The organism is Thermocatellispora tengchongensis (assembly GCF_014202315.1).
Lineage (GTDB): Bacteria > Actinomycetota > Actinomycetes > Streptosporangiales > Streptosporangiaceae > Thermocatellispora > Thermocatellispora tengchongensis.
The window spans coordinates 448,354-468,979 of record NZ_JACHGN010000007.1; the positions used below are offsets into that span (position 1 = coordinate 448,354).

The 20,626-nt window shown below is 71.3% G+C and carries 19 protein-coding genes; 5 read left to right on the forward strand and 14 right to left on the reverse strand.

What is annotated here, in order from left to right:
* Position 1 precedes the first annotated feature (1 nt).
* A complete protein-coding gene (locus HNP84_RS19265; RefSeq protein WP_185051098.1) occupies positions 2 to 1,006 on the forward strand; it encodes a HEAT repeat domain-containing protein in 1,005 nt (334 codons plus the stop codon).
* 8 nt (positions 1,007 to 1,014) lie between these two features.
* Here HNP84_RS19265 and HNP84_RS19270 read toward each other — a convergent pair whose 3' ends face one another.
* The 7 genes from HNP84_RS19270 to HNP84_RS19300 form a co-directional block, all read right to left on the reverse strand.
* Positions 1,015 to 2,067 (reverse strand): VWA domain-containing protein, encoded by a 1,053-nt coding sequence (locus HNP84_RS19270; RefSeq protein WP_185051099.1) that lies wholly within the window; start codon positions 2,065 to 2,067, stop codon positions 1,015 to 1,017.
* Complete coding sequence (locus HNP84_RS19275; RefSeq protein WP_185051100.1) at positions 2,068 to 3,018, reverse strand: VWA domain-containing protein; 951 nt, start codon at positions 3,016 to 3,018, stop codon at positions 2,068 to 2,070.
* Positions 3,019 to 3,082: 64 nt separating this feature from the next.
* On the reverse strand, positions 3,083 to 3,967 hold the full coding sequence (locus tag HNP84_RS19280; RefSeq protein WP_185051101.1) for a DUF58 domain-containing protein: 885 nt from the start codon (positions 3,965 to 3,967) through the stop codon (positions 3,083 to 3,085).
* Positions 3,968 to 3,970: 3 nt separating this feature from the next.
* Entirely contained in the window at positions 3,971 to 4,960 is a 990-nt protein-coding gene (locus HNP84_RS19285; RefSeq protein WP_185051102.1) for an AAA family ATPase, read from the reverse strand.
* A gap of 13 nt (positions 4,961 to 4,973) precedes the next feature.
* Entirely contained in the window at positions 4,974 to 5,780 is an 807-nt protein-coding gene (locus tag HNP84_RS19290) for a S1C family serine protease (RefSeq protein ID WP_185051103.1), read from the reverse strand.
* A gap of 174 nt (positions 5,781 to 5,954) precedes the next feature.
* Positions 5,955 to 7,778: an ABC transporter ATP-binding protein gene (locus tag HNP84_RS19295; protein WP_185051104.1), complete on the reverse strand. Its 1,824-nt coding sequence runs from the start codon at positions 7,776 to 7,778 to the stop codon at positions 5,955 to 5,957.
* Positions 7,779 to 7,782: 4 nt separating this feature from the next.
* On the reverse strand, positions 7,783 to 9,615 hold the full coding sequence (locus HNP84_RS19300; RefSeq protein WP_312925207.1) for an ABC transporter ATP-binding protein: 1,833 nt from the start codon (positions 9,613 to 9,615) through the stop codon (positions 7,783 to 7,785).
* A gap of 209 nt (positions 9,616 to 9,824) precedes the next feature.
* Between HNP84_RS19300 and HNP84_RS19305 the strand changes: the two genes are divergently transcribed.
* The 3 genes from HNP84_RS19305 to HNP84_RS19315 are packed head-to-tail and all read left to right on the forward strand — an operon-like array spanning position 9,825 to position 13,741.
* Positions 9,825 to 10,430: a response regulator transcription factor gene (locus HNP84_RS19305; protein ID WP_185051105.1), complete on the forward strand. Its 606-nt coding sequence runs from the start codon at positions 9,825 to 9,827 to the stop codon at positions 10,428 to 10,430.
* On the forward strand, positions 10,421 to 12,238 hold the full coding sequence (locus HNP84_RS19310) for a sensor histidine kinase (RefSeq protein WP_185051106.1): 1,818 nt from the start codon (positions 10,421 to 10,423) through the stop codon (positions 12,236 to 12,238). Before HNP84_RS19305 ends, HNP84_RS19310 begins: the two co-directional genes overlap by 10 nt.
* A gap of 48 nt (positions 12,239 to 12,286) precedes the next feature.
* Positions 12,287 to 13,741, forward strand: a complete 1,455-nt coding sequence (locus HNP84_RS19315) for a multicopper oxidase family protein (RefSeq protein ID WP_185051107.1) — start codon at positions 12,287 to 12,289, stop codon at positions 13,739 to 13,741.
* Here the strand turns inward: HNP84_RS19315 and HNP84_RS19320 are convergent.
* Positions 13,738 to 14,691 (reverse strand): helix-turn-helix transcriptional regulator, encoded by a 954-nt coding sequence (locus tag HNP84_RS19320; RefSeq protein WP_185051108.1) that lies wholly within the window; start codon positions 14,689 to 14,691, stop codon positions 13,738 to 13,740. The two genes, HNP84_RS19315 and HNP84_RS19320, sit on opposite strands and share 4 nt — an antisense overlap.
* Before the next feature lie 93 nt (positions 14,692 to 14,784).
* Here HNP84_RS19320 and HNP84_RS19325 point away from each other — a divergent pair, with 93 nt between their 5' ends.
* Positions 14,785 to 15,312 (forward strand): DinB family protein, encoded by a 528-nt coding sequence (locus tag HNP84_RS19325; RefSeq protein WP_185051109.1) that lies wholly within the window; start codon positions 14,785 to 14,787, stop codon positions 15,310 to 15,312.
* A 27-nt stretch (positions 15,313 to 15,339) separates the two neighbouring features.
* On the opposite strand, the gene HNP84_RS19330 is transcribed toward HNP84_RS19325, so the two are convergent.
* The 6 genes from HNP84_RS19330 to HNP84_RS19355 all read right to left on the reverse strand — a co-directional run bounded on the left by HNP84_RS19330 (position 15,340) and on the right by HNP84_RS19355 (position 20,522).
* Complete coding sequence (locus HNP84_RS19330; protein WP_185051110.1) at positions 15,340 to 16,761, reverse strand: DUF6297 family protein; 1,422 nt, start codon at positions 16,759 to 16,761, stop codon at positions 15,340 to 15,342.
* Positions 16,758 to 17,387, reverse strand: a complete 630-nt coding sequence (locus HNP84_RS19335; RefSeq protein ID WP_185051111.1) for an ABC transporter ATP-binding protein — start codon at positions 17,385 to 17,387, stop codon at positions 16,758 to 16,760. Before HNP84_RS19335 ends, HNP84_RS19330 begins: the two co-directional genes overlap by 4 nt.
* 348 nt (positions 17,388 to 17,735) lie before the next feature.
* Positions 17,736 to 18,290: a YceI family protein gene (locus tag HNP84_RS19340; RefSeq protein WP_185051112.1), complete on the reverse strand. Its 555-nt coding sequence runs from the start codon at positions 18,288 to 18,290 to the stop codon at positions 17,736 to 17,738.
* 196 nt (positions 18,291 to 18,486) lie between these two features.
* The gene (locus tag HNP84_RS19345; RefSeq protein WP_185051113.1) at positions 18,487 to 18,756 is read right to left on the reverse strand and encodes a hypothetical protein; all 270 of its coding nucleotides are present in this window, start codon (positions 18,754 to 18,756) and stop codon (positions 18,487 to 18,489) included.
* Positions 18,753 to 19,229 carry an ATP-binding protein gene (locus tag HNP84_RS19350; protein ID WP_185051114.1) on the reverse strand — a complete coding sequence of 159 codons (477 nt, stop codon included), beginning with the start codon at positions 19,227 to 19,229 and terminating at the stop codon, positions 18,753 to 18,755. The genes HNP84_RS19345 and HNP84_RS19350 overlap by 4 nt, the downstream gene beginning before the upstream one ends.
* Positions 19,230 to 19,307: 78 nt before the next feature.
* Complete coding sequence (locus HNP84_RS19355; RefSeq protein ID WP_185051115.1) at positions 19,308 to 20,522, reverse strand: helix-turn-helix domain-containing protein; 1,215 nt, start codon at positions 20,520 to 20,522, stop codon at positions 19,308 to 19,310.
* Between the last annotated feature and the right edge of the window lie 104 nt (positions 20,523 to 20,626).

The window sequence follows — 20,626 nt, forward strand, 5'->3', positions numbered from 1 at the left end:
AGTGTTGATCGGCGATGTGGCGCGACAGTCCGGGGTCAGCGCCCGGATGCTCAGGTACTACGACTCGCTCGGCCTGGTGCGGCCGACGGGTCGTACCGAGGCCGGCTATCGGGAGTACTCCAGTGAGGACATCCGGCGGATCTTCCACGTGGAGAGCCTGCGCTCGTTGGGGTTGTCGCTGCGTGAGGTCGGGCGCGCGCTGGACGATCCCGGCTTCAAGCCCTCGGAGCTCGTCGATGACCTCATCCGCCGGACGCGTGAACGCATCGCGGCCGAGACGGAGCTGCTCACGCGACTCCGCCGGATCGGCGCCGCGGAGCCCGCCGGCTGGGAGGACGTCCTCCAGATCGTCGCACTCCTCCAGGCCCTCGGGTCGGAGAGCGCCGGGAAGCGCCAGCGGGCGGCCCTGTCCTCGGTCGAAGAGGTTCCGGTGCCGGTGGAAGCCCTGGTCGAGGCGGTGTTGAGCGAGTCCGACCCGAACGTCGCCGGGGCCCTTCGATGGGCTCTGGCGCAATCGGGCGAGGGCGCATCGGCACTGCTGGCGGAGGGCCTCGGCTCACCGGCGGCCGAGGTGCGGAAACGTGCCGTCCAGTCCATCGCCGAGATTCCGGACGATGAGGCGACCGCACTGCTGCGGGACGCCCTCACGAACTCCGACATCGTGGTCCGCAGGTACGCGGCTCTGGCGCTCGGGGCACGTGGAGCGACCGACGCGGTCCCGACGCTCATCGACATGATCGTCGAAGGGACGAACGACGCCGACGCGGCCGATGCGCTGAGCGCACTGGCCAGTGATCCCGCGTCGGCGGATCAGATCGCCACCGGGCTCGTTGACCGCCTCGCCCACGGCGCCGTCGAACCGCCTGCCCGGCGACGGCTGACACAGGCGCTCGCGGACATCCCCGGGGTCACGTCGTCACGTGCCCTCGCGGATCTGTCCCAGGACGAAGACCGTGCCGTCGCGCTTACTGCGACGTACGTCCTCAGGCTACGCGGCGGACGATAAGGACATGGTCAGCGGGTCGGAGGCCGGGGGCGGTTCCACCAGAGGGAGAGGGACAGGGCCGCGGTGATGAGCATGGCGCCGCCGGCGGCGAAGGCGGCGGCTGTGTCCACCCGTTGGTGGACGACGGTGAGGCTGCCGGGGAGGGCGTCGAGGGCGCCCTGGAGTTGGTCGGCGTTCTCGGCGCGGTGGTAGGAGCCGCCGGTGGTCTGGGCTATCCGTTTGAGCGCGGGCTCGTCGATGTCGCGGATGTTGCGGCCGCCGTCGAATCGGCCGCGGCCGCCGAAGCCGCCCCAGCCGCCGTAGCCGCCGTCGAACTGGGAGTTGTCGCAGACCATCGGGGCGGGGTTCCTGGTGCCGAAGCCGATGGTGAAGACGCGGACGCGGCGCAGGGCCGCTTCCTGGGCGGCGGTCTGCGGGTCCACGCCTTGGGTGTTGGCGCCGTCGGTGAGCACGATGATCGCGGCGCCGGCGTAGCCCTCCCCGTCACGGGTGGGGGTCGCCCCGGTGGGGGCGACCGACGGATCGACCTCGGCGATGGCGTCGATCGAGGCGAGCATGGCCTGTCCGATCGCGGTGCCGCGGGCCACGGTGAGGTTGTCCAGCGCCTCGATCAGCGAGTCGGTGTCGTCGGTGGGAGGGACGAGCAGGCCGGCGGTGCCCGCGAAGGTGACCAGGCCGATGCGCGGCCCGCCCCGCTGTGACTCGATGAACTCCGCGGCGGCCTTCTTCGCGGCGGTGATGCGGTTGGGATCGACGTCGGTGGAGCACATGGAGCCGGAGGTGTCGAGCGCGAGCAGGATCGTCGCCGAGGTCGTCGGCACCGGCACCGACGCCTGCGGGCGCGCGGCCCCGACCGCGAGCAGCGCGAGTCCGGTCACGAACAGCGCCGGGGGGATCTTCCGCGTCCAGCGCGTACGGCCGGGCAGCGCGCTTCGTACGAGCGCGATCGAGGTGACGCGTACGGCGGCCCGCCGGCGGCGGCGCCGCGCCCACTCGCGGATGACGAAGATCAGCGGGATGACCAGGACGGACAGCAGCGCCCACGGCCAGGAGAACGACATTCAGATCACCCGTCCAGACCGGAGCACGGTGAGCGCGGCTCCCGCGGTGAGCAGCGCGAGGGCGAGCCCGATCAGCCCGCCGGCGAGGGGCAGCGGCTCGTCGGAGACGGTGAGCCGCAGATCGATCGTGTCGGCGATCCCGTCGAGCCGCGCGGCGTCGGAGGCGGGGTGGTAGGCGCCGCCGGTGGTCTGCGCGATCAAGGTCAGGGTGTCCTCTTCGAGCGAGGTCTGCAGGTGGTAGCCGTCGACCTGCACCGTCGCCCCGGCCGTGGTGCCGACCCCGACGGTGTGGATGTGGACGCCCGCCCGCTGGGCCGCGGCGGCGGCCGCTTCGACGTCCGCGCCCTGGTTCTGGCCGTCGGAGAACATCACGATCGTCGCCGACGGCCAGTAGCCGATGTCGGGCGCGGTGCCGTCGCGACCGAGGGCCACCTGCTTGCCGGTGATCGCCGACAGCGACGCCATGATGGCCGTCCCCAGCGAGGTTCCGCCGGTGAGCTTCAGCCGGTCGATGGCCGCGAGCGCCTTGGAGTGGTCGGCGTCGGGCCGTGCGGTGGTGAGCGCGCCCCGCTCGAACGCGACGACGCCGATGTCGACGCTGTCGGGCTGCGCCGCCACGAAGGCGCGGGCCGCCCGCTGCGCGGCCGCCAGCCGGGTGGGCGCGACGTCGTCGGCGCCCATGCTGTTGGAGACGTCGATGGCGAGGATGACGGTGCCCGCGGTCCGCGGGACCGGCACCATGGCCGCCGGTCCCGCGGTGGCGATCGCGAGCACCCCGACGCCGGCGATCGTCAGGCCGACTCCCAGGTACGCCCGGCGCCCGCCCGGCACGGCGACGCCGGCCGCGGCGAGCATCGCCGTCCGGCGGCGCGCGGAGACGACGGCCGCCCAGGCGAGCGCCGCCGTGACGAGCAGTCCGACGATCAGCAGCAGCGGGGACGACAGGGTCATGCGGCCTCCTTCGCCGGCCTCATGACCAAGGTGCTGTGTCCATTGATGACCTCGACAAGCTCGGTCACGATGACCGGCCCCGGGTTCGGGCGACGACCTCGACGAGCGCCTCGGCCAGATCGCGGTCGGTGTCGATGCGGTGCACGGGCACCCCGGCCCGGCGCATGCCGGCCGCGAGCCGGGCGTCACGGGCATCGACGGCCTCGCGGAAGCGGACCCGCAGCAGCGGGTCGGCGGAGTCCACGACGAGCTGCTCGCCGGTCTCGGCGTCCTCGACCACGATCAGCCCGGCCTCGGGCAGCACGTCGTCGGCGGTGTCCACGATCCGCAGGGCGACCACCTCGTGCCGCCGGGCCAGGCGCTGGAGCGAGCGCTCCCAGTCGCCGTCGCCGATGAAGTCCGACAGCACGACGATGAGCGCGCGGCGGCGCGCGAGCCGTCCGGCCGCGTCGAGCATCTCCGCCAGGTCGGTCGTGGCGCCGCCGCGCGCCTCGGAGGTGCGTTCCAGCTCGGCGCCGATCCGCAGCGCGTGCCGCCGGGAGGTGCCGGGCGGCACGACGCGCAGCATCCCGGTGTCGAACAGCAGGGCGCCGACGCGATTGCCGCCCCGGCCGAACAGCCGGGCCAGGACGAGCGCGAGCTCGGCGAGCACGTCGTGCTTGCCGCGCCCCGCCCGGCCGGCCGCCATCGACGCCGACCGGTCGAGCACGAGCCACACCGTCAGCTCGCGGTCCTCGGTGAACACGCGCAGGTGCGGCTCGTCCAGCCGGGCGGTCACGTTCCAGTCGATGTGCCGGGCGTCGTCGCCCTCGCCGTACGCGCGCAACCCGGTGAAGTCGATCCCGGAGCCGCGGTGCGCGGTACGGTGGGCGCCCTGGAGCCGGCCGTCGAGCCTGCGGACGACCTTCCACTCCAGGCGGAGCAGGAGCTTCTCAGGGGCGGTGACCATGGCTCAGCGGTTCTGCAGGACGACGTCGGGCGCCCGGACGGCCCCGAGCACCCTGGTGATGATCGTGTCGGCGTCGATGTCGTCGGCGAGGGCCTCGTAGGACAGCACGAGGCGGTGGCGCAGCACGTCGAGCGCGAGCTCGGACAGGTCGTGCGGCAGGACGTAGTCGCGGCCGCGCAGGAACGCCAGCGCGCGGGCGCCGGTGACGAGGGCGATGGACGCGCGCGGGCTCGCCCCGTAGGTGACGTACCGTTCCAGCTCGCCGAGCCCGGCCGTCGCGGGGGAACGCGTCACGGAGACCAGCCGCACCGCGTAGTCGACGATCGACGGATCGACGTACACCTTCTGGGCGCGGGCCCGCATCGCGACCAGGTCCTCGGTCGTGACCATCGGCTGCGGCGGCTCGGGCGGGCGCAGCGCCCGTTCGACGATCGCCTGCTCCTCGGCCTGCGTCGGATAGTCCACGACCACCTTCATCATGAACCGGTCGACCTGCGCCTCGGGCAGCGGGTAGGTGCCCTCCGACTCGATCGGGTTCTCCGTCGCCATGACCAGGAACGGCTCGGGCACCCGGAACGTCTCACGGCCGATCGTCACCTGATGCTCCTGCATCACCTCCAGCAGGGCGCTCTGCACCTTGGCGGGGGCGCGGTTGATCTCGTCGGCCAGCAGCAGGTTCGCGAACACCGGGCCGAGCTCGGTGGTGAACTCCCCGGAGTGCTGATGGTAGACCCGCGTGCCCACGAGGTCGGCGGGCACCAGGTCGGGGGTGAACTGGACGCGCTGGAAGCTCCCGGCGATCGCGGCGGCCAGCGACCGCACCGCGAGCGTCTTGGCCAGGCCCGGCACGCCCTCGACGAGCAGGTGACCGTCGGCGATCAGCGCGACGGCCATCCGCTCCAGCAGGACGTCCTGCCCCACGATCGTGCGTTTGACCTCGAATAGCACGTGTTCGAGCGGATGGGCCGACCCGGGGGACTTGGTCGAGGTCATAGTGTTCCTTCGGTCATATCTGGGGCCCGTCGCCCGGCGGGCCGTCGCCGTCGCCACCGCCCAGGGCCGCGCCGATCGGCACCGCGAACGCGATGCCGGCGAACGCCTCGTCGCCTCCCGGGTCGGCGATCGAGACGACGATCCCGATGACCAGGCCGCGAGCGTCCAGGAGTGGCCCTCCGGAGCTGCCCGGGTTGACGGAGGCGTCGAACTGGATGAGCCCGCTCAGGTCGCCGTCCTCGGCGGTCCGGTTCAGGCCCGACACGACACCGGTGGAGACGCTGTAGGTCAGGCCCAGCGGATTGCCGATCGCCACGACGGGCGCGCCCACGCTCACGGCGCCGCCGAGCGTCGCCGGGACGACGATCTCCGGCAGCTCCGCGGGCTTGAGGGTCGCGACGTCACGCTTCGGGTTCGACGAGGTGACGACGGCCTTCGCCTTGGTGCCGTCGGCGAACGTCACGCTGACGTCCTCAGCGCCCCTGACGACGTGGTGCGCCGTCAGGATCGTCCCGTCCTCGGCCGCGATCACCCCGGTGCCGAACGACTTGCCGGCCTGGATGACCGCCACCGACGGCCCGACCTTTTTGAAGACCTCCGACACCGTGAGCGTCGCACTGGGCGTCGGCGTCGCGCTCGGCACGGGCGCGGCCTCCTCGCCGTTCCCGCCGCTGCTTCCCAGCCAGTACGCCAGCACCGCCACGACGACCAGTACGGCCACGACGACCAGTACGGCGCCCCCGACGGCGAACTGCCGCCTTCTCCCGGCCACCGCTCCCTGAGCCTCGGCCGCACCAGCCTCCTGCGGCACGCGCTCCATGTCTCCAATGTATAAAGCGCAGCTAAAGATGCTATAAAGCCCGTTCCGGGGCAGGCGCCGCCTCTGGGACGCAGGCGGTGGATGGGGCACTCTCGGTCGCTTCAGCGCGCTCCCAGAGGTCGCGGGAGCGGGATGCGCCCCACGAGCGGGCCACGTCGAACGTGGCCCGCTCGGTCATGATGAGCCGACCGGGACGAACCCGGAGCCCGCTCGGTAGTTCGGCGACTGGTGCCGGAAGTAGGTGTTGTAGACCTCGCAGTAGCGCCCGCCCCTGGCCAGCAGCGTGGCGTGGTCGCCTTCCTCCACGATCCGGCCGTGGTCGAGCACGATGATGCGATCGACGTGCTCGATCGTGGACAGGCGGTGGGCGATGACGATCGACGTGCGGCCCGCCAGGACCACGTCGAGGCCCTCCTGGATCTGGGCCTCGGTGAGGGGATCGACGCTGGCCGTGGCCTCGTCGAGGACCACGATGGCGGGGTCCTGGATGAGCAGGCGGGCCAGGGCGACGAGTTGCCGCTGGCCCATGGACAGGGCTCGCCCGTGCTCGCCGACGTCTGTCTCCAGGCCGCTCGGCAGGGCCTCGATCCAGTCGCCGCCGCCGACGGCCGCGGCGGCGGCGCGTACGTCGTCGTCGCTCGCCTCGGGCCTGGGGTAGCGGATGTTGTCGGCGACCGTGCCGCTGAACAGGAACGGCGCCTGGGGCACCGCGCCGATCTGCCGCCGGTAGCCGCCGAGCTCCAGGGTGCGGATGTCGCGCCCGTCGATCAGCAGGCGGCCCTGCTGGAACTCGTAGAACCGGGTGATCAGCTTGCTCAGCGTGGACTTGCCCGCTCCGGTGTGGCCCACCAGCGCCACCGTCTCGCCGGCCTCGATGACCAGGTCGAAGTCTCGCAGCACGGGGTGCGCCGGGTCGTAGCCGAACGTGACCTTCTGGAACTCGATGCGGCCCGCCACTCTGCCCGCCGGCCGCGCGTCGGTCTGCACGACCCGGGGCGGCGCGTCGATCAGGGCGAACACGCGCTCGGAGGCGGACAGTCCCTGCTGGAACTGCGACCAGAACGCGGCGATGGACGTCAGCGGGAACCAGAAGAGCGAGACTCCTTGCAGGAACAGGTACCAGTCGCCGGCGGACAGGTCGCCGCCGATCACCGCCGAGCCGCCCAGGTGCACGAGCGCGACCGTCGCGAGCCCGGCCACGAGGAACAGGACCGGGAAGATGGTCGAGAACACGAAGCCCTGGCGGAGGGTCACCTGGTAGCTCTGCCGGTTGATCGGCCGGAACTCGTCATAGACCTGCCGCTCCTGGCGGAAGTTCTTGGCCACCGCGATCCCGCCCATGGTCTCCTGGAGGTTCGCGTTGACCCGGCTCAGCGAGCGCTGCGCCCGGCGGGTGCTGACCCTGGCCATCCGCCGGAAGGCCAGCGCGAGCCCCACCACGACCGGCACCACCAGGAGCGTCAGCAGGGCGAGCTCGACGCTGCGCACGAACAGCAGCACCGTGACGAACCCGACCATCAGCACCTGGCTGATCAGATCCATCGTGAGCGTGGACACGGTCGCGAAGTCGTCGGTGTCGGACGTCACCCGGCTGACGATCCTGCCGGACGGCGTCTCGTCGTAGAAGGACAGGTCGCGCTTGAGCACCGCGTCGAACGCGTCCTCGCGCAGCCGGAGCACGACGTCGCCGGTGACCTGCGCGCTGTACTTCTGCCTGATGTAGTTGAACGCCCAGGACAGCACCCCGGTGACCAGGATCCCGCCCACCAGCGGCCACCCCACCTCGCCGATGGTGCCGTCGGCGATGGCGTCAACGGCCAGGCTGACCAGCGCCGGGACGGCCGCCTGGCCCGCGGACAGCAGCACGATCATGCCGGCCACCAGGAACATCGCGCCCAGCTTCGGCCGGAAGTAGGACAGGATCCGGCGCAGCAGGTCGCGGTCGTTGTAGGTGCGGTCGTAGTCCTCGGCGTCGAGGCCGTCCATGAGGAAGCCCATCAGCTCACCCCTGCTGTTCGCTTGCCATGACCGGGCCTTCCGTGTGGACGTCGGCGTGGACGTCGGCCTCGTCGTAGTGGGCGAAGACCCGGCGGTAGAGGCGGCTGCGCCGGATCAGCTCGTCGTGCGTGCCGAAGTCGACCACCTGGCCCCGCCTGAGCAGCAGCACCTTGTCGGCCCAGCGGATCTGGGAGAGGCGGTGGGTGATCAGCAGCGTGGTGCGGCCTTCGAGGATGCGGCCGATCGCCTGCTGGATCTTGTCCTCGGTCGCGGAGTCGATGGCGCTGGTGGAGTCGTCGAGCACGAGGATCGCCGGGTCGGTCAGGAACGCCCGGGCGATGGCCAGCCGCTGGCGCTGCCCGCCGGACAGGGTGACCCCCCGCTCCCCGATCACGGTGTCGTAGCCGTCCTCCAGCTCGCCGATGAACTCGTCGGCCTGCGCGTCGCGCGCCGCCCGCACCACCGCTTCGCGGTCGGCCCGCTGGCCGGTGCTGAAGGCGATGTTCTCGGCTACCGAGCGCGAGAAGAGCACGATGTCCTGCTCGATCGTGGAGATCTGCGACCGCAGCGAGTCGAGGTCCCAGTCGCGTACGTCCACGCCGTCCACCAGGATGCGTCCGGACGTGACGTCGTAGATCCGCGGCACGAGCTTGGTCAGGGTGCTCTTGCCCGACCCGGTCTCGCCGACGATCGCCACCGTCTCGCCCGGCCGCACGGTGAACGTCACCCCGCGCAGCGCCGGCTCGCCGCCCTCGTCGTAGGCGAAGGTCACGTCCTCGAAGACGATCTCGCCGCTGATCGGCGCGGCGTGCCCGTCGGCCCGCTGCTCGATCTCGCTCTCGGAGGTGATGATGCTCAGGATCCTGCGCGAGGACACGATCCCGATCTGGACCAGCGAGAAGGTGAAGATGGACATCTGGGTGGGGAATCCGAGCATCCCCATGAGCCCCATGAAGGCCACGACCTCGCCGATGGTGATCCCCCCGGTCGCGTGCAGGTGGAGGGCGTGCCACAACGCGCCCGCCATGGCGACGGCGTACAGCAGGGTCGGCAGGTAACGCGCCTGGACCAGGCCGTTGCGTACGAACGAGTCGCGGTAACGCCGCGCGTTGGCCCGGAACCTCAGCCGCTCCTGCGCCTCCTGGGCGGTGACCTTGATCACCTCGATGCCGCGCACGGCCTGGCTGAGCCCGGCGTTGAGATCGCCGAACTCCTCGCGCATGCGCGTGGCCACGGGGTTGAGCCGGCGCATGTAGTGCCGGAGCGCGACCACGAACACGACCGCGAAGATCCCCGGCACCAGCAGCAGCCGCGGATCGAGCGCGGCGATGAAGAACAGCGGCACGAGCCCGGTGAGCCCGGAGTCCACGATGAGGTCGATGCCCGGCGTCATCATGATCGACAACTGCCGGATGTCGTTGGCCGCGCGGGCCATCAGGTCGCCGACCCGCTGCCGGTTGTGGAAGGTCTGGCTCTTGCCGAGCAGGCTCACGTAGAGCTCGTCGCGCGCGTCTCGCTCCAGCCGCTTGGCCAGGACCTCGCTCGACATCCGGGCCACGATGTCGAACAGCCCGCGCGCCAGCACGATCGCCAGCAACGCCAGCGAGATCAGCCCGAGCGCGTCCATCGGCTCGCCGCGCGCACCGAGGACGGCGTCGAAGGCGTCGCCCGTGAGCTGGGGCACCATGGCGTTGAACACCACCATGGCAAGCGACCCGCCGAGGAAGCCGAGCAGGTGGAGCGGGTGGCGGCGCAGATGGGACCAGAGCCAGCGCACCGGGCCGCGGCGGTCGTAGCGCGGGCCGGAGACGGAGAACTCCGAACTACTGATGGTCACAGGCACAGCCCCCCGGCCCTGGCTAGGTGAACCCTCGACTTGTATCACCGGCCACCGACGATTTTCGAACCCTTTTCCGGGCGGGCGGCCGCACCGGTGCCCGCGTCGGCCCGCCGGCTCGGGCCGTGACCTTTTCATGATCCATAGTGACGATCTCACGAGATGGTAGAAATAGGGCGAAAGTGGGGGCGTGACGGTAGGGGCGATGGATGATCCGGGTCTTGCTCGCCGAGGACATGCACATGGTCCGGGGGGCGCTGGTCGCGCTGCTGGAGCTCGAACCCGACATCAAGGTGGTCGCGGAGGTGGGCACCGGGGACGAGATCGTGCCCGCGGCGCTGGCGTCCGAGCCGGACGTGGCGGTGATCGACGTCGAGCTGCCCGGTGTCGATGGGCTCACCGCGGCGGCCGAGTTGCGCAGGCGGGTGCCGCGCTGCCGGGTGCTGGTCGTGACGAGCTACGGGCGGCCCGGGAACGTGCGCAAGGCGTTCGCCGCGCAGGCGTCCGGGTTCGTGGTCAAGGACGCGCCCCCGGAGCGGCTCGCCGATGCGATCAGGAGGGTCGCGGCGGGTGAGCGGGTGATCGACCCGCAGCTCGCCGTGGCGGCGCTGGAGGCGGTGGACAGCCCGCTCAAGCCGCGCGAGCTGGAGGTGCTGCGGAGGTTCTCCGAGGGCGAGGACGTGGAGCAGATCGCGAAGGCGCTGTTCCTGTCGGCGGGCACCGTGCGCAACTACCTGACCGGGATCGTCGCCACGCTGCACGCGCGCAACCGGCTGCACGCGGTCCGGATCGCGCAGGACGCCGGTTGGCTCTGAGCCCGTCCTGGCTGGTCGCCGGGTTCATCTGCGTGATGTGCCTGGTACGGGTGAGCTTCCACCTCGGCGAGGCATCGGCCGGGCCGTTGACGGTGGCGTGCGTCATCGGGGTCGCCGCGCTCCAGTTGCCGATCTCGCTCCCTGGCAGGCGGCGCCTGTCGGCGGCGCTCTTCCCGGTGCAGGCCGTGGTGAACTACCTGCCCCTGCTGGCCGAGGCCGGCAGTTGGCGGGCGGGCGGCTCGGGGTTCGTGGCGGCTTCGGCCCTTCTCGTGGTGAGCGGTCCCGCCGCGTGGCTGCTCCTGGGGGTGATCGCGGCCGTCGAGGGCATCGTGGCGTCCTCGCTGGACCGCGCGCCCCTGGGGGTCTATTACGCGGTCGTCGCCCCCGTCACCGTCGGCCTGATGCTGTACGGCCTCAGCGGCCTCACCGACCTCCTGCACCGGGTGGGCCGGGAGCGGTCCGAGTTGGCGGCCAGGGCCGAGGAGGTCGAGCGGCTACGGCTGTGGCGGCACGTACAGCACCTCGTGGTGAGCAGCGTGTCGGCCGTCGAGCGGCTGGCGGAGCGGGCCCGGCGCCAGGGCGGGGCGGAGGCGGTGCGGAACCGGGTCTCACGAGCCGTCGCCATCGCGCGGAGCGCGCTGGACCGGGTACGGTCCCTCCCGCCCGCCGACGGCCCGCTCCCGGTCCCGCCCGGCGATCACGACGAACGGATCGTACGGCTGGCCACGCCGATCCTCGTCGTCGTGCACGTGCTGTTCATCGGGCAGTCGCTGTTCAACTTCGCCGCCGGGGAGACGCGCGATCCCGGCTCCGGGGACGCCGCCTACCTCGCCCTGCTGCCGGTGGCCTTCGCCCTGCAGTTCTGGCACCTGGCCGCCCTGCGCGCGGGCAGGCGGCCGAAGGGCCTGGTCTGGACGCTGGCGGCTCAGGGCATCGCCACCTACCTGCCCCTTGCGGACGGGGAGACGTCCGGGCTTGTGGTGTCGGGGTTCTTCGCCGGCGTCGTCTTGCTCTACGCGCGGGCGCCGGTGTCATGGCCGCTGACCGTGGCGATCTGCGGCATCGCGGGGCTGGAGGGCTGGCTCACCCGGAGCCCGCTCCTCGCCGGCTACCAGTTCTGCAGTTCCCTGGGCACCGCGCTGGCGGTCTACGGCCTGACCCGGCTGGTCGCCCTGGTCACCGAGCTCAGGCGTACCCGGGCCGAGCTCGTCGAGGTGGCGGCCCTGCGCGAACGGCTGAAGGTGCGCAGGGACGTACACGACCTGCTCGGCCGCGGGCTCACCGCGATCGTCCTGCACGGGGAGCTGGCGCTGCGGCTGCTGGAGGCGGACCGGGGCCGGGCGATGGAGCATGTCGAGCGGATGACGGAGGCGGCGCGGGCCACGCTCGCGGACGCCGCCGGGCTGAACGCACCGGGCCGGGGCCTGTCGCTGGCCGCCGAGGTGGACTCCGCCAGGGCCGTGCTGGAGTCGGCGGGAGCGTCCGTGCGGATCGACGCCGCGCCCGTGTCGGGGCGGGCCGAGCCCGTGCTCGCGGTGGTGCTGCGCGAGGCGGTCACCAACGTGCTCAGGCACAGCACCCCGGGCGAGTGCCTGGTGCGGATCGCCGTCGAGGACGGCCGCGTACGGCTGCTCGTGGCCAACGACGGGGCGGCCCCCGCCTCCGACGAGCCCGGCACGGGGCTGCGGAGCATGCGCGCCCGCCTGGCCGCGATCGGCGGCGAGCTCACCGTCACCCGGGCCGGCGACCGCTTCGAGCTCCTCGCCCGCGCCCCGGTCGATCATGAGAATCTCACGCTCACGAGGTGAGCGCCGCGTCTGTGCCGGGCGGCGTCCGATGCCGCACAGTCGGGGACCATGAATCGTCGACAGTTCCTCGCGGCCGTCGCGCTCTCGGGCTTCGCCTCGGCCTGCGGCTCCGGCGCCATGAGCGATCCGGCCGCCTTCCGCACCGAGCTGCGCGTGCCGCCGCTGCTCGTGCCCAAGGTGGACAAGGACGGAACGCGGAGATTCGCGCTGACGATGCAGCGGGGCCGCAGCGAGATCCTGCCCGGCAAGCCGGTCGAGACCTGGGGGTTCAACGGCCCGCACCTCGGGCCGACGATCCGGGTGGCGCGCGGCGACAGAGTCCGGATGGCGGTCACCAACCGGCTGGACGAGGCGAGCACCGTGCACTGGCACGGGATGCGGCTGCCGGCGAAAATGGACGGCGGGCCGCACCAGATGATCGAACCGGGCGGCACGTGGAGCCCGCACTGGACCATCGACCAGCCCGCCGCAACGTCCTGGTATCACCCGCACCCGCACGGCGCGACCGCCGAGCACGTCTACCGCGGCCTCGCCGGCATGTTCATCATCGACGACCCGGCCGAGACCGAGCTTCCCGCGAAGTACGGGATCGACGACGTCCCGCTCATCCTTCAGGACAAGAACCTCGCCGAGGACGGCTCGCCCACCGGCGATCCGTTGGATGGCACCTTCGGCATCCTGGGCGAGCACATGCTGGTCAACGGCACGCACGCCCCGTTCCTGAACGTGCGCACCGAGCGGGTGCGCTTCCGGATCCTCAACGGGTCCAACGCCCGGATGTACCACCTCGCGTTCGCCGACCGGCGTGCGTTCCATGTCGTCGGCGGCGACGCCGGGCTGCTGCCCGCCCCGGTCCAGGTGGAGCAGGTCTCGCTCACGCCGGGCGAGCGGGTGGAGGTCGTGGCGGCCTTCACGGCCGGCGAGCAGGTCCTGCTGCGCACGCTCTCGGGATCGGACGACATCGACGAGGGCGACTTCGACCTGCTGAAGATCGTCGCGGCGCCGCGGCTGGCCGCCTCTCCCCGTCTGCCGTCCCGCCTGGCCGGCGCCCCCGCCCCGATCGCGGTCCCCCCGAACGCCAGGGTCCGCCGGTTCCAGCTCAACGGGCACGACGCCATCAACCGCAAGGAGATGGACCTGTCGCGAATCGACGAGGTCGTGCCCGCCGGCGCCACCGAGATCTGGGAGATCGAGAACACCGTCTACGCGCACAACTTCCACATCCACGAAGTGGCCTTCCAGGTGCTCGACGTGGACGGGGAGAAGCCTCCGGCGTACGGGAGCGGCCACAAGGACACCGTCTACGTGCCGCCGAAGAGCACGGTACGGCTCGCCGTCCGGTTCGGCCGCTTCACCGACCCGGCCACGCCGTACATGTACCACTGCCACATCCTCCGGCACGAGGATTCCGGCATGATGGGACAGTTCGTGATCGTGGAGCCCGGCACCGAGAACCAGGTGCCCCGCACGATCGCCACCGACCACGCGCACCACGGCGCCTAGGCCCTGCTGAACCGGGCGCCCCAGTCGTGCACCCGGTCGAGCAGTTCGGGCGGGTGGAGGACGTGGAAGCCGGCGCCGACCACGCCCAGGGCCATGGTCGGCCAGTCCAGGGAGTCGGAGGTCATGCGGACCCGGCAGTGCCCGGCGTCGATCTCCTCGACCGTGCTCCACCGGCCGATCCGTTCGCGTACGGTCGCGGCCGGAGCATCGACCAGGACCTCCACCCGGTACGGGCGAGGGCGGTTCTCCAGACCGGCGCGGACGAACTCGGCGGCGTCGGCGGCGGGCAGATCGCGGGGCCGGAACCGGGAGCCGGTACCGCGTGGCTCGGTGAGCCGATCGACCCGGAAGCTGCGCCAGTCGTGCCGGGTGAGGTCGTAGGCGACCAGGTACCAGCGCTGCCAGTGACACACCAGCCGGTACGGTTCGACGTGCCGGTCGGAGCGCTCGCCGAAGGCGGCGGTGTAGGAGAAGCGAAGCTGCTCGCTGTCGCGGCAGGCCAGCGCGACCGCGGTGAGCACACCCGGATCGACCCCCGTCGTGGCCGGGCCGCCCCAGCCGGCGGGCTCGGTCATCGCCTGCAAGGTCTCGATCCTGCGGCGTAGCCGGGCGGGCATCACCTGCACCACCTTGGCCAGCACCCGGACGGACGCCTCGGCGATGCCCTCCGCCCCGCCCTGCGCGGCGGTCCGCAGCCCCATGACCAGGGCGACCGCCTCGTCGTCGTCGATCACCAGCGGCGGCAGGGCCGCGCCCGCGGCGAGCTGGTAGCCGCCCTCCACGCCGCGCTGCGCCTGGACCGGATAGCCCAGCTCGCGCAACCGGTCGATGTCCCGGCGCAGGGTGCGGATCGAGACCCCCAGCCGCTCGGCCAGCTCGGTGCCCGGCCAGAACCGGTGGTTCTGGAGCAGGGACAGCAGCCGCAGCGTCCGGGTGCTGGTGTTCGCCATGTTCCCGATTCTGCCCGGAATTCAGGTCAGAAAGTGACACCTATGGCCCGTAGCGTGGTCCTTGACCGCGGAACGAACGACGGAAGGCGAAGCATGAGCGTCAACACCCTGGCCATCACCGGCGAGCGGGCCGACCTGCTGGCGGCCCTGGCCCAGCACCGGCACTTCCTGCGCTTCACCACCCGCGACCTCACCGACGAGCAGGCCGGGCAGCGGACCACCGTCAGCGAGCTGTGCCTCGGCGGCCTGATCAAGCACGTCGCCTCGGTGGAGCGGGGCTGGGTGAACTTCATCCTGGAGGGCCCCTCGGCCATGGGCGACTTCGACAGCATGACCGAGGACGACTGGGCCCAGCGGGCCGACGAGTTCCGGATGCTGCCCGGTGAGACGCTGGCCGGCGTGCTGGCCGACTACGAGGAGGTGGCCCGCCGTACCGACGAGGTGATCGCCACCCTGCCCGACCTGGACGCCGCCCAGCCGCTGCCGAAGGCCCCGTGGTTCGAGCCCACGTCGTGGTCGGCCCGCCGGGTGCTGATGCACATCATCGCCGAGACGGCCCAGCACGCCGGCCACGCCGACATCATCCGCGAGTCCCTGGACGGCGCCAAGAGCATGGGCTGACCAGCGGCGAGCACCGGCGCGATGCCGCTAGCCCGCGGCCAGCGCCGTCTGCAGGAGCGCCAGCCCGGCCAGCAGCGCGGGACCGCGGAGAAGCTGCACGACCAGGCCGAGGGGCGTCGGGCCGAACAGCCCGACGTCCACCACGGGGCTTGAGTAGTCCAGCGGCGGCCGGGTCGCCACCCGGTAGGCCACGGCCGGCGCGCCCACGGCGGACACGGCGGCGGTGAGCACCGGCACACCGGGAACCAGCACCACCGTCCCCGCCGACCACAGCACCGCCCCCGCCGCCGGCACCACCAGATGCGCGAGCGTGAGCGACAGGTCCGACCCGCCCAAGGCCCGGCGAATCGCGGGCGAGCGGGAGACGACACGCAGCCCGCCGGCCAGTCTGTCCACGGCCAAGAACGCGGTCACCGTATGCAGGGCCGGCAGGAAAGCGGTCAGCCCCACCACGGTCACGGCGTACGGCACGGCCATCAGCGCCGCCCAGATGAACAGGCCGGTCGGCGTACGCCGCACACGTGCCAGATCGGCTTTCACCAGAGCGACGAAACGGCTGCCGCTGATGGCCGCGGGCCGTACCCGCGCGATCGTCCGCGCCCGCCGTTCCGCAACGATGGACCAGAACAAGGTGACGTCGAGCGACAAAACCGAGACCTGGGCCGCCGTGGCGAGTTCGGCGCCCGAGGAGACCATGCCCCGGGTCATGGCGTCCAGGCTGCGCCGGGCCAGATGCGCCGCGACCACGGCCAGGGCCAGGACGACGCCCGCGCACACGGCGTACGCCACCGTCCCGGCCTGCTCCAGGCCCGGCAGCAGGTAGCCGGGCCGCAGGACCAGGATCGCCGCCGCGACGCCGACGAGCGCGTACGCCGCCACGCTCAGCCCCCGCTGCACGCCGCGTACCGACCGATGTCCCGCCTGGACCAGGACGCACAGGCACGTCAGGACGACGCCGAGCGCCGCCCACAGCGTGAACCACGGCACGAGCGGCACCGAAAGGCGGGTCACCGCGAGGAACGCGAACCCGAGCCCGGCGGAGACGGCCAGGCCGATCGCCACGGCCACCGCCAGATGCCGGCTGAGCAGGGCGCCTCTATCCACGGGGGTGCTGAGCAACCAGGTGCGCGCCGGAGCGCCCGCGTACAGCGGCCCGAACGCCAGCAGCGCCTTGGCGAGCAGCACCACACACAAGACCGCGATGACCGCGGCCGTGAGCTGCGTCACCGACGTCCTGACCGCCTCCGGCGCCGCGCCGCCCCCCTCGACGCGCTCGAACCCCGACCGCACCACCTCGACGATCAGACCACCGAGGATCGCGACGTAGATCCCGCGTTCGAGCAGCGCGTACAGCAGGTACGGCAGGGATCGCCGCGGTTTCCAGGACCGTTTCCGGCTGCGCAGAGCACCGGCCTTCGGAACGATCCGCGGGGCGCCGACGACCGTCACCCCGCCACCTCGATCGTCCGATCGGCCGCCGCGCCGACCAGCTCGCGATCGTGGGAGGTGAAGAGTATCGCGACGCCGGCCGCCTTCTCCGCCTGCAACCGCTCGGCGAGCCAGGCCCGCCCCTTGGCGTCCAGACGCTGTTCCGGCTCGTCGAGAAGGAGCAGCCGGCGCGGGCGCACCAGGCAGGAGGCGAGGCCGAGCCGGTGGCGCTGGCCGCTGGACAAGGTGATCGGAAGCTGGTTCGCCGCCGCGTGCAGATCGAGCTCCCGCAGCACCGACGCCACCGTCCCGTCGGGGTCATCCGTGCCGTGCGCCCAGGCGTACAGCGTCAGGTGGTCGATGACCGACAGGTCGGGAAAGTAGTCCACGTCGTCGAGAAGGCAGGCCATCGCGGCACGAGTGGCCGCATCCGATTCGCGAAGTCGCGCGCCGTCCAACTCGATCACGCCGTCATCGGCGTCCTCGATCCCCGCGACGCATTTCAGCAAGGTGGTCTTCCCGGCGCCGTTGGGCCCGACCACCGCCAGGGCCTCACCGGCCCGGAGCGAGAAGCTCACGTCCTGCAGCACGGGCACCTGGGAATAGGATTTGCTCAGGCCGGACACGTAGAGCAGATCCTGTCGCATCTATTCGCAATCCTCCAGGGAGCGCGCCGACTTCGCCGACGTCCTTTCGGTGCCGTAAGTGAGGCGACTGTAGTCCCCTTCGGGGCATTGAAAAAGCCGCGGTGCCGATTCGGCCGCATCCCGTTCAGCCGCATCCCGTTCGCCCGCATGCCGCAGCCGCGTTTGAGGAGCTGGTCAGACGTCGCGGACCAGAAGGTTCCTCGCGGACTCCACGAAGTGCCCTGTCAGGCGGTCGTCGCCACGCGTGCCGGCGACCGCTCGATCCCGTCCACGGGGACGGTGACGAGGTCGTCCCGAAGGGTGATGCGGAGGAGCGCTCGTCGTCACCGGCGGGGCGAGCCGTCCAGGTCACCCCTCCGGCGCAAGACCGACGTCGAACCGCACCTCGACCGCGTCGTTCAACTTCAGCGCGCCGAAGAAGGCGGAGTACGGCTTGATCCCCCAGCGGGACTGCACCACGACGGCCTCGCCGGTCACCCGGTCTCCGCTTACGCCGCCCCGCACCGTCAACGAGCCGGTGCTGTCGGCGATCGTGAGGTCACCGTGGATCTGGAACGCGTCCGCAGTGCCTTCGACCCGGGCCGACCGGAACACGATCGTTTTGTAGCGGTCCGTATGGAGGACCTTGTCCTGGATGTTCTTCTTGATCTCGGCGCTGTCGGAAGGGGTGAGCGGTTTGATACCGCCGACGCCCTCCCGTACCTCGAAGGAGTCGGCGTCGGCCTCGACCGTCACCTGAGTGGCCGTCGGGTCGGCGGCGTTGACCACGGCCTCACCACGCCATCGCGTCACCTCGATGGTGAGATCGTGACCGGCCTTGGCCCCCAGCCCGGTACGGGTCGTCTTGACCAGGAGCGTACCGGTCTGCGAGCCGAACGTGTACCTACCTGCAGTGACGTCCATATCCCCACGCTAACGCCGCCGACCTCACGCCCGCCGACCACCGGTACGACGGCGTCAAAAGGCCCCGCCAGGAACCACCTCTAGAACCCGGCGGGGCCGGCCACCCCACGGCCGGCGGATGACGACACGCGGCCTCACGTGGGGGGCGTCGGGGTCCCGGCCGCCGCAGGATGGGAAGACTGCGACGGCCGGGGGCTCATGAACGGACGATCATCTGCCGGGTGATGTGGTCCTCGGCGCGCAGCTCCATCACCAGCTCCACCGCGCTCAACCGGCCGATGATGTGCCGCAACCCAGCGGCGCGATGGCGTGGCGGTAGCGCATCGAGCCGGACCGCCCACCAAGTAGGGCCCGCGGTGATGATCCAGCCGGGCCACGTGGTGGCGATGACGTGCAGGTACAAAGCCTCTTGGCACGTCAGCGGCATCTCGCGAGGGCGAAGCGCGGGGCTGTCCGTGACGCTCATGGGGTCGTCACCGTTGCCCACACCGTTCGCCGCTGGTCGAGAATGTAGTGGCCCCAGCGGTCGGCCAACTCCTCAACAAGGGCGAGCCCGTACCCGGACTCCTCCACCCGGGGACAGCGCTGGACGCACGGTTGCCGATCGGAGCCGTCGTCGGTGACCGTCACTCCGGCGAAGCGGACGCCCCCGTAGCCGATGCCCGCGACCACGCTCACGTTCACCCTGCCACCCGGCCGCCTGGAGCGAGAGTGGCGTACGGCGTTCGTGGTCAACTCGGAGACGATCTGGATGAGGTCCTCAAGACGCGGATGTCCAGACAGCGCCTTGCCCACGAACTCCCGCGCCGCACGCGGCGCGCGATCGTTCCCGGCGAGTACGCATTCGCTTACGGTCGCCGGCATGTCGCCCGCGCCCTGTTGCTCCGTCGCGGTCGCATGCGCGGCCCATCCGGCTGGCTCATCGCTGTAAGGCTGCACGACGCAAGTGTCACGTCGGCTACAGCAGGCAGCAGGGAACGCCGCTACCCCTACCTCGCCGGGTACAGATCGTACCCGTCACGCCACGTCGGGTAATTGCAGCTTCCGTCCGAGCGCCCGGGCGTCATCGCGTACCGTGGCCCCGCCGGATGCCATCAACTCCAGCACAGCGGCACGGGTGAACAGGTTGTAGCTCACCGTCTCCGGCGCGATGTCGAACGCCCGGTTGAGCAGGTGCACCGTGGCCAGCGGCTCCCGCTTGAGGTGATAGGCGCGGGCGATCTCGATCGTGTGGAAACTGCGCCTGGTCGCGGACGGCATCTCGATGTTGATCCGGTTCGCCTGCTTTGTCGCCTCAGTCGCGTCCGTCAGGTCGGCGTACATGGTGACGGCGTACGCGTTCACCATGTCCTGGCCGAACAGCAGCCACGGATGCCGGCCCTCCAGAGAACGGGCGGCACGGTCGGCCTGGTCCCAATGCCTCTCGGCGTCACCCCGCCGACCGGTTTTCGCGTGCGACAGGGCGATGGCGAGTTGAAGCAGCCCCCACAGCGCCCGCTCCTCGTCGCGCTCTTGATCGAGCAGCGCGCTCGCCTGATGAGCGAGTTCGATCCGAGCCTCGGCCTGCTCACCCGCGTCGCGGTAGACATGATTCATATACCAGGCAGCAGCGGCAATGGCGGTCGGGTCGTCGGCATCCTGAGCGGCGCGCATGGCGCGGTCGCCGGTCAACATCACCAGATTCGGTATCGGCTGGAACGACAGGTAGAGCTGTGCGAGGTGGTACACCTGCGCGAGCGACACCAGAGCGCGGCGTCGTTCGTTCCCCTCCAGATGCTTGGCCGAGTAGTGCGCGTCGGCGAGCAGGCGCGGCAACACCGTGGCGACGGCCGTACGGTGCTGGGGCGAGCCGTGCCACACTATCCACGCCTGCGCGACGTTGCCCGCCAACGCCTCCGCCGTCACCGGCTCCCGATCCCCCGAAGCTTCCAACGGGAAGGTGGCCAGCACCCGTGCGATGCGGTCGGCCTGCTCGTGACGACGCTTGCCATAGGTAGCAGACGTGAGTTTCTGCTCACCGGTCAGCTCAGCCAGATCGTCCACTTCAAGGACTTCCGACATCCGGATGAGCAAGGGGAGGCGGGGCATCAGCAGACGGCCGGTCTCGATGGCCTTCACCCATTCAGCCGAGCGCCCGCAGAGTTGGCCGAGTACGGGCCGGGTCATCCCGGCGCGGAGGCGGTAGTACTCAACGCGTTCACCGAAGCTCATCGGCGCGTTACCGTCAGGCATAAGCCCTGACCTCCTTGAACGTCTTGTTGACATCAGGCTACGGCGCAGGGCTTTTCTCATCCATCCTTCGCGGCGACTCGCCAGACGCCTTCCGATCGCCTCAC

Excerpts from the sequence above, each read along its gene's own strand:
- HNP84_RS19280 (WP_185051101.1), bottom strand. The coding sequence starts at position 3,967 with ATGGTCACCGCCCCTGAGAAGCTCCTGCTCCGCCTGGAGTGGAAGGTC.
- HNP84_RS19355 (WP_185051115.1), bottom strand. The coding sequence starts at position 20,522 with ATGCCTGACGGTAACGCGCCGATGAGCTTCGGTGAACGCGTTGAGTAC.
- HNP84_RS19345 (WP_185051113.1), bottom strand. The coding sequence starts at position 18,756 with ATGAGCGTCACGGACAGCCCCGCGCTTCGCCCTCGCGAGATGCCGCTG.
- HNP84_RS19285 (WP_185051102.1), bottom strand. The coding sequence starts at position 4,960 with ATGACCTCGACCAAGTCCCCCGGGTCGGCCCATCCGCTCGAACACGTG.
- HNP84_RS19315 (WP_185051107.1), top strand. The coding sequence starts at position 12,287 with ATGAATCGTCGACAGTTCCTCGCGGCCGTCGCGCTCTCGGGCTTCGCC.
- HNP84_RS19305 (WP_185051105.1), top strand. The coding sequence starts at position 9,825 with ATGATCCGGGTCTTGCTCGCCGAGGACATGCACATGGTCCGGGGGGCG.
- HNP84_RS19340 (WP_185051112.1), bottom strand. The coding sequence starts at position 18,290 with ATGGACGTCACTGCAGGTAGGTACACGTTCGGCTCGCAGACCGGTACG.
- HNP84_RS19290 (WP_185051103.1), bottom strand. The coding sequence starts at position 5,780 with ATGGAGCGCGTGCCGCAGGAGGCTGGTGCGGCCGAGGCTCAGGGAGCG.
- HNP84_RS19335 (WP_185051111.1), bottom strand. The coding sequence starts at position 17,387 with ATGCGACAGGATCTGCTCTACGTGTCCGGCCTGAGCAAATCCTATTCC.
- HNP84_RS19275 (WP_185051100.1), bottom strand. The coding sequence starts at position 3,018 with ATGACCCTGTCGTCCCCGCTGCTGCTGATCGTCGGACTGCTCGTCACG.
- HNP84_RS19320 (WP_185051108.1), bottom strand. The coding sequence starts at position 14,691 with ATGGCGAACACCAGCACCCGGACGCTGCGGCTGCTGTCCCTGCTCCAG.
- HNP84_RS19295 (WP_185051104.1), bottom strand. The coding sequence starts at position 7,778 with ATGGGCTTCCTCATGGACGGCCTCGACGCCGAGGACTACGACCGCACC.
- HNP84_RS19325 (WP_185051109.1), top strand. The coding sequence starts at position 14,785 with ATGAGCGTCAACACCCTGGCCATCACCGGCGAGCGGGCCGACCTGCTG.
- HNP84_RS19270 (WP_185051099.1), bottom strand. The coding sequence starts at position 2,067 with ATGTCGTTCTCCTGGCCGTGGGCGCTGCTGTCCGTCCTGGTCATCCCG.